The organism is Stenotrophomonas sp. As-7, assembly GCF_030291015.1.
Classification (GTDB): domain Bacteria; phylum Pseudomonadota; class Gammaproteobacteria; order Xanthomonadales; family Xanthomonadaceae; genus Stenotrophomonas; species Stenotrophomonas lactitubi.
In genome coordinates, this window is the sequence record NZ_CP127405.1 from 1,825,997 (window position 1) to 1,838,570 (window position 12,574).

11 protein-coding genes are annotated in these 12,574 nt (G+C 67.1%); 4 read left to right on the plus strand and 7 right to left on the minus strand.

The features are described from left to right. Positions 1-40: 40 nt before the first annotated feature. Together QP457_RS08605 and QP457_RS08610 are read right to left on the minus strand one after the other, a co-directional pair. Positions 41-610, minus strand: a complete 570-nt coding sequence (locus QP457_RS08605) for a response regulator transcription factor (protein ID WP_032952096.1) — start codon at positions 608-610, stop codon at positions 41-43. Beyond that, the gene (locus QP457_RS08610) at positions 607-1,827 is read right to left on the minus strand and encodes an ATP-binding protein (protein WP_205404696.1); all 1,221 of its coding nucleotides are present in this window, start codon (positions 1,825-1,827) and stop codon (positions 607-609) included. The genes QP457_RS08605 and QP457_RS08610 overlap by 4 nt, the downstream gene beginning before the upstream one ends. Before the next feature lie 114 nt (positions 1,828-1,941). Between QP457_RS08610 and ispG the strand changes: the two genes are divergently transcribed. From ispG to QP457_RS08625, 3 genes are all read left to right on the plus strand, one after another. Next, a complete protein-coding gene (gene ispG, locus QP457_RS08615; RefSeq protein ID WP_100552180.1) occupies positions 1,942-3,207 on the plus strand; it encodes a flavodoxin-dependent (E)-4-hydroxy-3-methylbut-2-enyl-diphosphate synthase in 1,266 nt (421 codons plus the stop codon). Further along, positions 3,188-3,937: a phosphatase PAP2 family protein gene (locus QP457_RS08620; RefSeq protein ID WP_089240345.1), complete on the plus strand. Its 750-nt coding sequence runs from the start codon at positions 3,188-3,190 to the stop codon at positions 3,935-3,937. The genes ispG and QP457_RS08620 overlap by 20 nt, the downstream gene beginning before the upstream one ends. Positions 3,938-4,139: 202 nt before the next feature. Next, positions 4,140-4,787: a response regulator gene (locus tag QP457_RS08625; protein WP_025878804.1), complete on the plus strand. Its 648-nt coding sequence runs from the start codon at positions 4,140-4,142 to the stop codon at positions 4,785-4,787. Positions 4,788-5,076: 289 nt separating this feature from the next. Here the strand turns inward: QP457_RS08625 and eda are convergent, their stop codons facing one another. The 5 genes from eda to zwf form a co-directional block, all read right to left on the minus strand. Then, positions 5,077-5,736 carry a bifunctional 4-hydroxy-2-oxoglutarate aldolase/2-dehydro-3-deoxy-phosphogluconate aldolase gene (eda, locus tag QP457_RS08630; protein ID WP_205404695.1) on the minus strand — a complete coding sequence of 220 codons (660 nt, stop codon included), beginning with the start codon at positions 5,734-5,736 and terminating at the stop codon, positions 5,077-5,079. A gap of 235 nt (positions 5,737-5,971) precedes the next feature. Further along, positions 5,972-7,888 (minus strand): phosphogluconate dehydratase, encoded by a 1,917-nt coding sequence (gene edd / locus QP457_RS08635; protein WP_205404694.1) that lies wholly within the window; start codon positions 7,886-7,888, stop codon positions 5,972-5,974. Between the two features lie 58 nt (positions 7,889-7,946). Then, positions 7,947-8,666 carry a 6-phosphogluconolactonase gene (gene pgl / locus QP457_RS08640; RefSeq protein WP_205404693.1) on the minus strand — a complete coding sequence of 240 codons (720 nt, stop codon included), beginning with the start codon at positions 8,664-8,666 and terminating at the stop codon, positions 7,947-7,949. Next, on the minus strand, positions 8,663-9,670 hold the full coding sequence (gene glk, locus QP457_RS08645) for a glucokinase (protein ID WP_099820143.1): 1,008 nt from the start codon (positions 9,668-9,670) through the stop codon (positions 8,663-8,665). Before glk ends, pgl begins: the two co-directional genes overlap by 4 nt. Then, the gene (gene zwf / locus QP457_RS08650; protein ID WP_089240355.1) at positions 9,667-11,103 is read right to left on the minus strand and encodes a glucose-6-phosphate dehydrogenase; all 1,437 of its coding nucleotides are present in this window, start codon (positions 11,101-11,103) and stop codon (positions 9,667-9,669) included. The genes glk and zwf overlap by 4 nt, the downstream gene beginning before the upstream one ends. A gap of 352 nt (positions 11,104-11,455) precedes the next feature. Here zwf and ugpC point away from each other — a divergent pair, with 352 nt between their 5' ends. Next, complete coding sequence (gene ugpC, locus QP457_RS08655) at positions 11,456-12,538, plus strand: sn-glycerol-3-phosphate ABC transporter ATP-binding protein UgpC (protein ID WP_089240356.1); 1,083 nt, start codon at positions 11,456-11,458, stop codon at positions 12,536-12,538. Positions 12,539-12,574: the final 36 nt, after the last annotated feature.

Sequence of the window (12,574 nt, forward strand, 5' to 3'; positions counted from 1 at the left end):
CCGGTAGCGCCGGGCCATGCCCGGCGGATATGACGCCGCGTTACCGGCTCGGATCGCGTTCCGGGCTCGGCCGCTTGGCCAGCTTGCGCTGCAGCGAACGCCGGTGCATGCCGAGCAGGCGCGCGGCCGCCGACACGTTGCCGCCGGTTTCATGCATCGCCTGCTGGATGTGCTCCCACTGCAGGCGACTGATCGGGGTCATCGCATCGGGCACTTCCATCTCGCCGTCATCGGCCGGGCCATCGTCTTCTTCGCCCAGCGCGCGCAGGATCATCGGCACCGTCGACGGCTTGGGCAGGTAGTCGTCGGCGCCGAGCTTGATCGCCTCCACCGCGGTGGCGATGCTGGCATAGCCGGTCACCAGCAGGATCCGCATGTCCGCACGCAGCGCGCGCAGCGGCTGGATCAGCGCCAGGCCGGAATCGCTGCCCAGCTTCAGATCGATCAGTGCGAACGCTGGCGGATGCTGGCGCGCCAATGCCAGTGCGCTGGCGGCATCCTGTGCGGTCTGCGTCTCCAGCCCTTTGCGGGCCAGGCTGCGCTGCAGCGTGCGCAGGTAGAGTTCGTCGTCGTCGACCAGCAGGCCGAGGGTAGAAGCAGTCATGGTCATTCCTCGCGGGGGGCCAACGGCAGGCGGAAGCCGACGCGGCTACCGGCCCCTTGGGCCGGGCGCATCCACATCTCGCCGTCCAGGCGTTCGATGGTGGCATGGGACAGGGCAAGCCCGACGCCCATGCCTTCACTCTTGCTGCTGCCGAACAGCTTGCCCGGCAGGACGGCGGCGCGGGCATCGAAGCCATGGCCGTAATCGCGTACTTCGCCGATCAAGTCGTCGCCTTCGATGCGCAGGCTGAGGTCAACGCGCGGTCGTCCAGCCTGCTCGCCGGCATCGGCAGCATTGTTCAGCAGCACCATCAGCAGGTGGCCGACGCCCGGGTCCAGCGGCAGGCGCAGCGGTGCGTCGTCGTTGCGATGCAGGTCGATGGTCGGGCGCACCAGCCGCCACTGCTCCAGCACCTGCTGGGCCGTGGAGTGGGCGCGGCCGGGGCGGTCGTTGGAGGCCGGCGCGGCCAGTGCCAGCACGCGCTCGCGGCACTGCACCAGCAGCTCGCGCAGGGTCTCCATGTCCTCGCGTACTTCCGGCTCTTCGCTGCGCTCGGCCACGTCGTCGGCAAGCAGGGTCATCGTCGCCAGCGGCGTGTTCAGTTCGTGCGCCACCGAGGCCGCATGCGTGGCCAGGGCGACGATGCCTTCGTTGCGCGCGAAGCGTTCGCGCAGCGCCGACAGTTCCAGCTCGCGCGCGCGCAGGGCGATCGCCAGCCGGGTGGAGAAGATCAGCACCACCGCAGCGGACAGCAGGAAGGTGGCGATCACGCCCCAGCGATTGAGGTCCAGTGCGTTGAAGTAGCCGGCCGGCAGCGGTTGGCCGAACAGTCCGCTGGCGGCATAGCCCAGCAGGCAGGCGCTGGCCACGGCCAGGGCCCAGCGCAGGGGCAGGGCGAAGGCGGCCAGGGCGATCAGGATCAGGAACAGCGAGCCGAACGGATTGGCGATGCCGCCACTCCAGCTGACCATCCAGGTGAGGATGATCACGTCAACCAGGATGTGGCCGAAGGCGGTCAGCGGCGCGGTATCGGCCGGCTCCGGCCGCAGCTGCGTATACAGGTTGAACACGGCAAGCACGGCCACGCCCGACCACAACGGCAGTTGCGGCAAGGGCAGTCCCAGCACCCAGGTGGCGACCAGGATGGTGGCCGCCTGGCCAGCCACGGCCAGCCAGCGCAGGCTGCACAGGGTTCGGAGAAACGGGGCGTCGGGACCGGTCATTCGCGCCCATCGTATGCGTTCGCAGGCAAGCCTGCCTGCGACAATCGGCCGCAGCCGCACTGCCGCCTGAATGCGACACACCCGCAAGGTCGGGGCGGGCGTTAGAATGCCCGCATGCATGACGCCGTCACCCGCCCTACAGCCCCCTCCGATGCCACTGCCTGGCCCCGTCGCCTGACCCAATCGGTCCAGATCGGTGGAGTCACCGTGGGCGGTGGCAAGCCGGTGGTGGTGCAGTCGATGACCAACACCGACACCTCCGATGTGGCGTCCAGCGTGAAGCAGGTCGCCGAGCTCTGGCGCGCCGGCTCGGAAATGGTGCGCCTGACCGTCAACACGGTCGAAGCGGCCGCGGCGATCCCGCGCATCGTCGACAAGCTGGCGATGATGGGCATCGATGTACCGCTGATCGGCGACTTCCATTACAACGGCCATCAGCTGCTGACGGCCGAACCGGCCTGTGCCGAAGCGCTGGCCAAGTACCGCATCAACCCGGGCAACGTGGGCTTCGGCAAGAAGAAGGACCTGCAGTTCGCCCAGCTGATCGAGTTCGCCATCCGCTACAACAAGCCGGTGCGCATCGGCGCCAACTGGGGATCGCTGGACCAGGCCCTGGCAGCGAAGCTGATGGACGAGAACAACCATCGCGAGCAGCCCTGGGATGCCGGCCGCGTGCTGCGCGAGGCACTGATCCGTTCGGCGCTGGATTCGGCCGAGCAGGCCGTCGAGCTGGGGCTGCCGCGCGACCGCATCATCCTTTCGGCCAAGGTCAGCGGCGTGCAGGAGCTGATCGCGGTCTACCGCGACCTGGCCCAGCGTTCGGACTTCGCCCTGCACCTGGGCCTGACCGAAGCCGGTATCGGCAGCAAGGGCATCGTCGCCTCGGCGGCGGCGCTGAGCGTGCTGCTGCAGGAAGGCATCGGCGACACCATCCGCATTTCGCTGACGCCCGAACCGGGCCAGTCGCGTACGCAGGAAGTGATCGTCGCCCAGGAACTGCTGCAGACCACCGGCCAGCGCGCGTTCACCCCGCTGGTCACGGCCTGCCCGGGCTGCGGCCGTACCACCTCGGAGTTCTTCCAGGAACTGGCCAAGGTGGTGCAGAACCACGTGCGCGAAAAGATGCCGCTGTGGAAGATCCAGCACCCGGGTGCGGAGAACATGACCCTGGCGGTGATGGGCTGCGTGGTCAACGGGCCCGGTGAGTCGCGGCATGCCAACATCGGCATCTCGCTGCCGGGTACCGGCGAAGCACCGTCGGCACCGGTGTTCGTCGATGGCGAGAAGAAGGTGACCCTGCGTGGCGAGAACATCGCCCAGGAATTCGTCGCCCTGATCGATGATTACGTTGAACGCACCTATGTCCGAAGCGCCGGGTAAGCCGACGATCCTCGCTGCGCCGGAGCCAGCCTCCGGTTTCCGCCACTGGATGGCGCGCAATGCCTGGCGGCTGCTGTTGCTGTTTGCCGGTGTGCTGCTGCCGCTGGCCGGATTCGTCGCCCTGGCCGACGAAGTGCACGAGTTCGAGTCCTTCCACTTCGATGCGCCGCTGCTGTGGCAGATGCACGGCCTGCATTCGCCGTGGCTGGACCGCATCTTCGTGCTGCTGTCGAAACTGGGTTACGAGTGGTTCCTGATCCCGGCCGACGTGCTGATTGTCGGCGCATTGGCCTGGCACCGGCGTTGGCGTGAAGCGACCTTCGTGGCCGTGAGCTTCGTCGGGTCGGCGCTGCTGAACATGGGCAGCAAGCACTTCTTCCAGCGCGACCGGCCCAGCCTGTGGGAATCGATCGCGCCGGAATCCACGTTCAGTTTCCCCAGCGGCCACGCGATGGGCTCGATGACCCTGGCGGTCACTCTGGTGCTGCTGGCCTGGAATACCCGCTGGCGCTGGCCGGTGCTGCTGTTGGCGCCGTCGTTCAGCCTGCTGGTAAGCGTTTCCCGGGTCTATCTGGGGGTGCATTACCCCTCGGACATCCTGGCCGGATGGTGTGCCGCGCTGGTTTGGGTGGTAGGGTGCTATCTGGTCATGTTCAGCCGCCGTCATCCATGGCGACGGCACGGTTCGCCGCCAGCGACGGCCAGCGAAGCGATCACGCAAGGGGAGTGACGTGGATGCCCTCCCAAGGGCGTCTACCTGAGGGACGGGTTGTTTCGTTGTAACGGGTTCTGCAGGGCAAGGGGCACGATCAGTGCGTGAAGAATGTGATGCGCAAGGCAGAACGCCGGAATTGCGCAACATCCGCGCTTGCAGTGGTCAGGTGCTCCTGCCTAGGTTGACCCGTATTGGCCGCATTCGAAGAGGTACGTGAATGACGATTCGAGTCTACCTGGTGGATGACCACGCGTTGGTCCGCACCGGGATGAAGATGATACTGTCGAGTGAAACCGACATTGAAGTGGTGGGCGAGGCCGAGACGGGCGAAGACGCGCTGCCCGCGATCCGCCAGCTGCAACCGGACGTGGTGCTGTGTGATCTGCACCTGCCCGGGGTGAGCGGAATGGAAGTGACCGAGCGCATCGTCCGTGGCCATCGCAGCACGCGGGTGGTGATCGTGTCGGTGCTGGAGGACGGTCCGCTGCCCAAGCGTCTGCTCGAAGCGGGCGCTGCCGGTTACATCGGCAAGGGCTGCGATGCACAGGAACTGCTGCGCGCGGTGCGCGACGTGGCCGCCGGACGGCGCTACCTGGGCACGAGCATCGCGCAGAACCTGGCGTTGTCCACCGTGGAAGGCAACGGCTCGCCGTTCGACAACCTGTCGCCGCGTGAGCTGGAAGTGGCATTGCTGCTGACCCAGGGCCTGCGCCAGGAAGACATCGCGCGGCGCCTGAGCCTGAGTGCGAAGACGGTGAACACGCACAAGGCGCGGTTGTTCGAGAAGATGGGAATCCACGACAACATCGCGTTGGCGCGGATGGCCAGCCAGTATGGGTTGGTGGATCCGGCACGGCCGCTGTAAGGGTTTCGGCCAACGGCTGAGCCCCTCGCGGTGTGCGGTTGGTTTCTTGGGGTTGGCCGGGCGGATGGGCTGCGCAGGGGACGCTGCAAGTACGTCCCTGTAAGCTCGGTCGCCGCATCCATGCGGCTCACGCCCCTGCGCAACCCATCCGCCCGGCCACGGACAGGTTCCGTGCACCGCAACCGCGGAATGAAGAAGGAAGAGCAGGAGCGGGTCGCGCGCTGTGCGCGCTCGTAGACTGGGGTCGGATCCCTTTCCCGGCGGGAAAGGGCTCTGACCCCGTAGTGCATCAGTGGCCGCGTACGCGCTTGACGATCTTCGCGGCCTGCGCCGCGCTCTCGCGCACCTTGTCCCACTGGCCGGCGTCGATCCAGTTGCCCGGCACCATCCACGAGCCGCCGATGCAGACCACGTTCTTCTGCTCGAGGTATTCGGCCGCCGTGTTCTCGGTGATGCCGCCGGTCGGGCACAGCTTGAGATCGGCAATCGGGCCGGCCACGCCCTTGATCATGGCCAGGCCACCCACGGCCGTGGCCGGGAACAGCTTGCAGACACGGAAGCCGCGCGCGTAGAGCGACAGCAGTTCGGTCGGCGTTGCCGCACCCGGTACTACCGGCAGCGGTGCCGCAGCCAGTGCATCGGCCAGCACCGGCGGCGTACCCGGGGTCACCAGGAAATCCGCGCCCGCATCGATGGACTGCTGCATCTGCTCCACCGTCAGCACCGTACCGGCGCCGACCACCACATCCGGCAGTTCGCGCTTGAGCATCGCCAGCGCTTTCATCGCCACCGGCGTCCGCAGGGTCAGCTCGATGGCCGGCAATCCGCCTTCCAGCAACGCCGCACTGACCGCACGCGCCTGGTCCAGCGTATGAATCGTCACCACCGGCAGGATGCCGGCCGCATGCAGCAACTCCGCCGCCCGCACCTGATGTTGTTCGATACCCATAGCTCTGCTTCTGCCTTTGCTTTCGCTCTTGTTGTGCTTTCAATGATCACTTCGCGGCGTTGAAGCGCCGGAGAGTGTCAGGAGGGCGCGGTCAGCCCCAGACGGGACCGTGAGCGGCATGGATGCCGCGACCGAGCCCCCATGGATGGGTTTACGGCGTGTCCCGGCTGGGGCTGACCGCGCCCTCAGCCAGGAAATCTACCGCTGCGACAAACCCGCAACGCTCTTCAATCCCTCAAGCGTCCTTCGCCTCATGCGGCGCCGCCGCCGCCGCCGCATCGTGCCCCAGCTCATACTCCGCGTCGTAATCCCACGGCCCACCGTCAGCCGCCGCCGGACCGCACGAAATCGAGATCGCACCCTGATCCGCCGGACCTACCACGCGCCGGTTGATCGCGAACAGGTTGCGGCCCAGGTCATTGGCGGCCGGCGCCGTATTCGGCGCATGCGTACGCGCCGCCCATTCGGCCGCGTCCACCAGCACTTCCAGCGTGCCGGCTTCGCCATCCAGGCGGATGATGTCGCCCTCGCGCACCTTGCCCAGCGGACCACCGCGCGCGGCTTCCGGGGTCACGTGGATTGCCGCCGGAATCTTGCCCGACGCGCCGGACAGGCGACCATCGGTGACCAGTGCCACGCGCCGGCCCTGGTTCTGCAGCAGGCCCAGCAGCGGTGCCAGCGAATGCAGTTCCGGCATACCGTTCGCACGCGGGCCCTGATAACGCACCACGGCTACGAAATGCTCGGGCAGCAGGCCGCCGGCGTGCAGCTTGTTCAATACCTGCGGTGCATCAACCACCACGGCCGGGGCTTCGATGGTGCGGTACTGCGGCTTCACCGCTGACAGCTTGATCAGCGACTTGCCCAGGTTGCCGCGCAGCAGGCGCAGGCCGCCCTGGCTCTCGAACGGGTTGTCGACACCGCGCACCACTTCTTCATCGGCACTGCGTTCCAGGCCCGGCAGATAGACCAGCTTGCCCTCGCGCAGCTGCGGTTCGAGGGCGTAGTCGGCCATGCCGCCACGGGCCACGCTGACCAGATCGCCATGCATCAGGCCGGCCTTGATCAGCTCGCCGAACACGAACGCCGGGCCGCCCGCTGCAGCGAAGCGGTTCACGTCGGCTTCGCCGTTCGGATAGACGCGGGCCAGCAGCGGAATCAGCTGCGACAGCTCGTCGAAGTCGTCCCACGTCAGCACAATGCCGGCCGCACGCGCCACCGCGATCCAGTGGATGGTGTGGTTGGTCGAGCCACCGGTGGCCATCAGCGCGATGACCGCGTTGATGATCGCGCGCTCGTCGATGATCCGGCCCAGCGGGCGGAAGTCGTCGCCCAGCGCAGTGATGTCCAGCGCACGCTCGGTGGCTTCGCGGGTCAGCGCATCGCGCAGCGCGGTGTCCGGGTTGACGAACGATGCGCCCGGCAGCTGCACGCCCATCGCTTCCAGCAATACCTGGTTGGAATTGGCGGTGCCGTAGAAGGTGCAGGTGCCCGCGCCGTGGTAGGAGGCCGATTCGGCTTCCAGCAGTTCTTCGCGGGTGGCTTCGCCGGCAGCATAGCGCTCGCGCACTTCGGCCTTCTGCTTGTTGGGAATGCCCGGCGTCATCGGGCCGGCTGGCACGAACACGGCGGGTAGGTGGCCAAAGGCCAGGGCGCCAATCAGCAGGCCCGGAACGATCTTGTCGCACACGCCGAGGTACACGGTGGTATCGAACATGTCGTGGCTGAGCCCGATCGCCGTGGCCTGCGCGATCACATCACGCGAAAACAGCGACAGCTCCATGCCGCCACGGCCCTGGGTGACGCCGTCGCACATCGCCGGCACCGCGCCGGCCACCTGTGCGGTCGCGCCGAGTTCACGGGCTACCGCGCGGATCTGTTCGGGATAGGTCTCGAACGGCTGGTGTGCCGACAGCATGTCGTTGTAGGCAGTGATGATGCCCAGATTGGCCGTCACGCCACCGCGTAGGCGGCTCTTGTCGGTGCCACCGCAGGCGGCGAAACCGTGGGCGAGATTGCCGCAGCTGAGGCGGCTGCGGAACGGGCCATCGCGCAGGGAGGCGTCGATTGCTGCCAGATAGGCGGCGCGCGAGGCGGCGCTGCGGCGGATGACGCGCTCAGTGATGGCTTGCAGTTGCGGATGGAGGCTCATTGGCTACCGGCGTTCGAGGTGGCGAGAGGCGGGCGGCGGCAGGCCGCCGCCACCGACATCAATCAGCCCAGTGGACGCGCAGGCGCGCGCCGTCCAGGTTGATCGCGTTGAGGATCGGATACTGCTGGGGATCGTTGCTGTCCAATGCCTGGCGCAGCACCTGCAGCTTCTGCTTGCCGCGCAGCAGCAGCAGGCGCTGGCGGCACTGGCCGAGGCCGCGCGGCGTCAGGGTGATGCGCAGCGGCCACTGGTTGGCACCGGGGCAGCCGGTGGCATCCAGCGCGGCATACGGCAGGGTGCTTTCCAGCGCGCGGGTCAGGTCCTTCGAGCCCGGGAACAACGAGGCGGTATGGCCGTCATTGCCCATGCCCAGTGCGACCAGGCTTGGCCGCTGGCTGTGCTGGGCCTGCAGGTTGGCGGTGTACACGCACTCGGGCAGCGGCTTGCCGATCCGCACCAGCGGATCGAAGTGCGCGCCTTCGGCACGCGTGAGCAGGTTCTCGCGTACCAGCCATGCATTGCTGTCGCGATCCTGCGGCGACAACCAGCGCTCGTCGGCCAGGCTCACTTCAACGCGGTCCCAATGCACGTCCAACTCGGCCAGCGCCTGGTACACCGGTGCCGGCGTGGTACCGCCGGACAACAGGATGCGTGCGCGGCCCAGCTCGTTGATGTCGTGGTTGATCGCCTGTGCCATTTCGGCAGCGACCGCTTCGATCCAGCCATCGGCATCGCCATGGTTGATGAACTCGATACGGTCGTCGAAGGTGGGGCTCATGCGGCAACTCCTGGTGCGTCACGTTCGGCGTCGGCAGCATAGGCAGCGGCGCCCAGCAGTCCGGCGTGGGGATGCATCACGGCCAGCGACGGCACCCGCGCCATGATCGAAGAGAACCGGCCCTTGTGTTCGAAGCGCTGGCGGAAACCGGAGTGCTGCAATGAATCGAGCATTTTCGGAGTCAGCCCGCCGGTCAGGAACACGCCGTCCCAGGCGCCCTGGGTCAGCACCAGATCACCGGCAATGGCGCCGAACACCGCGCAGAACACATCCACGGTACGCATCGCCTGTGGATCGCCGTGCAGGGCGCGGGCGGTCACGTCCACCGGTTGCAGTTGGCCCGGGTCGATACCCGCCATCTCGCAGATTGCGCGATGGATGTTGACCAGGCCGGGGCCGCAGATCAGCCGCTCGTTGGAGACGCGCCCGAACTGCTCGGACAGGATCTCCAGGATGCGGATCTCTTCTGGCGTTCCCGGTGGGAAGCTGACATGGCCGCCTTCGGTTTCCAGCGGGTAACAGCGGCCGTGGCGAAGGATCAGGCCGCCGACGCCGAGGCCGGTACCCGGCCCGATCACTGCGTAGTTGCGCGGCTGGCCCGGCTTGCCTGGGACCCAGGCGGCACCGCCGACCTGGACCACGTCATCGGGTTGCAGCAGCGAGATCGCCATCGCCTGCGCGGCGAAGTCGTTGATCAGGTGCAGTTCGTTGAAACCCAGCATCGCGGCTGTGCGGCTGCGCGAGATCACCCACGGGTGGTTGGTGATGCGGGCTTCGTCACCATCGACACGACCGGCGACTGCGAACACGCCACGGCCTGCGGTGGCGCCGATCTGTTCCAGATGGTGGCGCGCGGCATCACCCAGCGACGGGAACTCCGCCACCGCGTATTCGCGGATGCTCTCTTTCAGCAGCGGGGCGTCCTGCGAGGTGTCGGCAAGGGCGAAGCGGGCATTGGTGCCACCGATGTCGGCGACCAGCACCGGCTGCGAGCTGGCACTCATTCCGACGCTCCGCTATCCGGCGCATCCACGCCCTGCGGCAGGAAGTCGACCGCGTTGGCCGGGCCCCACTGGCCGGCAGGGTAGGGTTCCAGCGGCAGGTCGGCCGCCTTCCAGGCATCGGCGACGCTGTCGATCCAGGCCCAGGCGGCGCGCACTTCGTCATCGCGCACGAACAGGGTGTGGTTGCCGTTGAAGGCGTCCAGGAACAGGCGTTCGTAGGCGATACGGCGATGCAGGCCAGTCGGCACCGACAGTTCCAGTTCCAGCGGCTGCAGTTCCAGCGCGCCCCATTCCGGGCCGGCCAGGCTGCTCATCAGGCCCAGCTCGATGTTCTCCTGCGGCTGCAGCTGGAACACCAGACGGTTCGGTGCGGCCTGCGCACGCTGCGGACGCTCGAACAACCAGTGCGTGACCGGCTTGAGGGTCACCACCACGCGGGTGGTGCGCTCGGGCAGGCGCTTGCCGGTGACCAGGTGGAACGGCACGCCGCTCCAGCGCCAGTTGTCGATGTGCGCGGTGACGCCTGCGAAGGTTTCCACATCGCTACCTTCCGGTGGCTGATAGGCCTGTGCGGGCTGGCCGTTGATGCTGCCGGCGGTATAGCGGCCACGCACGCTGTCACGCGCTGCGTGCTTGGCATCCAGCGGGCGCAGCGCACGCAGCACCTTGACCTTCTCGTCGCGGATGCGGTCGGCTTCCAACGACGCCGGCGGCTCCATCGCCACCATGCACAGCAGCTGCAGAATGTGGCTCTGCACCATGTCGCGCAGGGCGCCGGAGCGCGCGTAGTAGGCATCGCGGCCATCCACGCCTTCGCTCTCGGCGACCAGGATGTGCACCGATTCGATGTAGTTGCGGTTCCATACCGCTTCCAGCAGCGTGTTGCCGAAGCGCAGCGCGATCAGGTTCTGTACCGCCGCCTTGCCCAGGTAGTGGTCGAGGCGGAATACGCGGTCTTCGTCGATCCACTGGCCGATGGTGGTGATGATCTCCTCGGCGCTTTCGCTGTCGCTGCCGATCGGCTTTTCCAGCATCAGGCGCGCCGGTGCGGCCAGTGCGCCGCCCTTGGCCAGGCCTTCGCAGGTGGAGATGTACAGGCCCGGCGGGATCGCCAGGTAGCTCACGCAGCGGCGGTCGACGAGGTCGGATACCGCGGCGGCGACCGAGTCGACGTCGCGCAGGTCGACCGAGCGGTAGTCGATGCGACGCAGCAGGGAGGCAATGTCCTCCTGGCTGGCCATCGGCATCGCCTGCTGCAGTCGTGGCCGCAGGATGTCATGGAAGGCTTCGGTGTCGTGGCCCGACAGGGCCAGCGCACGGATGCGGAAATCCTCCGGCAGCAGGCCGTCGCCGAGCAGGCGCAGCAGCGAAGGGAACAGGTAGCGCTGGGCCAGATCACCTGTGGCACCAAACAGGAAGAGTGTGTCGTGCATCGCTCGAGTTTCAGATCCGGGTGACATCGTTGTCAATCGCTTCATGGCTGGGTTCGGGGGACATCCGCGCAACTGCCTGTCCGAGGCTCATCTGGATCGGCTTTCCGGGTTGCCGGAGCACCGTTCCAATCGAAACCACTACAGCGGCAACCCTTCGTTCGGTCGACGATGCAGGTCGGCGCGCACCGACGTTCGGATAGTGCCACGTGAAAACGTTTACATGGCAGAATGGGCAACTGTATTCGATTGCAGTGGTCGCCGTCATGCGGCGACCGCGCAATCATCACTGCCATCGGGAGGGCCGAGGCAGTCCCAAAAGACAGCCCGGCGTCGGGCGGACTGGATGAGTGAAATGGCAAAAGTGCAGTTGCAGGGTGTGCGCAAGGTCTACGACAACGGCCAGGTCGCGGTGAAGGACGCCACCTTCGAGGTCGCCGACGGCGAACTGATGGTGCTGGTCGGCCCGTCCGGGTGTGGCAAGTCGACCCTGCTGCGGATGGTGGCGGGTTTGGAAGAGATCAGCGGTGGCACGTTGACCATCGGTGATCGCGTGGTCAACGACGTGGCACCCAAAGATCGCGACATCGCGATGGTGTTCCAGAGTTACGCGTTGTACCCGCACATGACCGTGGCCGAGAACCTGGCCTTTGGCCTGAAGCTGCGCGGGCATGACAAGGCGACCATCGACAAGCGCATCAGCGAAGCCGCGCAGACGTTGGGTCTGACCGAGATGATGGACAAGCTGCCCAAGGCGATGTCCGGCGGCCAGCGCCAGCGTGTTGCACTGGGCCGTGCGCTGGTGCGTGAGCCGGCGGTGTTCCTGCTCGACGAGCCGCTGTCCAACCTTGACGCCAAGCTGCGCCACAGCGTGCGCACCGAGATCGCGCAGCTGCACCGCAAGCTGGGCACCACCATGATCTACGTGACCCACGATCAGGTTGAAGCGATGACCCTGGGCCAGCGCATCGTGGTGCTGAAGGACGGTGTCATCCAGCAGATCGATACGCCGATGGCGCTGTATGACCGTCCGGCCAACCTGTTCGTGGCCGGTTTCCTCGGCAGCCCGGCGATGAACGTGCTGCGCGGCACGCTGCAGGGCGACGCCGGTGGCGTGACCGTGGTTGATGGCGCGTGGCAGGCTCCGCTGGGGCAGGCGACGATCGATCCGGCGTGGCTGCAGAAGCCGATCGCGGTGGGCGTGCGTCCCGAACACCTGCAACCGGCAGACAGCGAAGACACCCATGCGTTCACCGCGCGCGTCGAAGGCATCGAGCCGGTCGGCAACGAGATCTTCGTCAACATGAGCAGCGGCCAGCACGCGCTGACCATGCGCGTGGCGCCGCAGTCGCTGCCGGGCGTGGGCGAGGACATCCGGGTGGCGATCCACCCGCAGGGCCTGCATTTCTTCAACCCGGAAACCGGCGAGCGCCTGTAAACGGTGGTGCCGGCCAGCGGCCGGCACTACCTTTCC

Bases quoted from the DNA above. Each gene is read 5' to 3' on its own strand.
- QP457_RS08605 (WP_032952096.1), bottom strand. From the start codon at position 610: ATGACCATGACTGCTTCTACCCTCGGCCTGCTGGTCGACGACGACGAA.
- QP457_RS08610 (WP_205404696.1), bottom strand. From the start codon at position 1,827: ATGACCGGTCCCGACGCCCCGTTTCTCCGAACCCTGTGCAGCCTGCGC.
- ispG (WP_100552180.1), top strand. From the start codon at position 1,942: ATGCATGACGCCGTCACCCGCCCTACAGCCCCCTCCGATGCCACTGCC.
- QP457_RS08620 (WP_089240345.1), top strand. From the start codon at position 3,188: ATGTCCGAAGCGCCGGGTAAGCCGACGATCCTCGCTGCGCCGGAGCCA.
- QP457_RS08625 (WP_025878804.1), top strand. From the start codon at position 4,140: ATGACGATTCGAGTCTACCTGGTGGATGACCACGCGTTGGTCCGCACC.
- eda (WP_205404695.1), bottom strand. From the start codon at position 5,736: ATGGGTATCGAACAACATCAGGTGCGGGCGGCGGAGTTGCTGCATGCG.
- edd (WP_205404694.1), bottom strand. From the start codon at position 7,888: ATGAGCCTCCATCCGCAACTGCAAGCCATCACTGAGCGCGTCATCCGC.
- pgl (WP_205404693.1), bottom strand. From the start codon at position 8,666: ATGAGCCCCACCTTCGACGACCGTATCGAGTTCATCAACCATGGCGAT.
- glk (WP_099820143.1), bottom strand. From the start codon at position 9,670: ATGAGTGCCAGCTCGCAGCCGGTGCTGGTCGCCGACATCGGTGGCACC.
- zwf (WP_089240355.1), bottom strand. From the start codon at position 11,103: ATGCACGACACACTCTTCCTGTTTGGTGCCACAGGTGATCTGGCCCAG.
- ugpC (WP_089240356.1), top strand. From the start codon at position 11,456: ATGGCAAAAGTGCAGTTGCAGGGTGTGCGCAAGGTCTACGACAACGGC.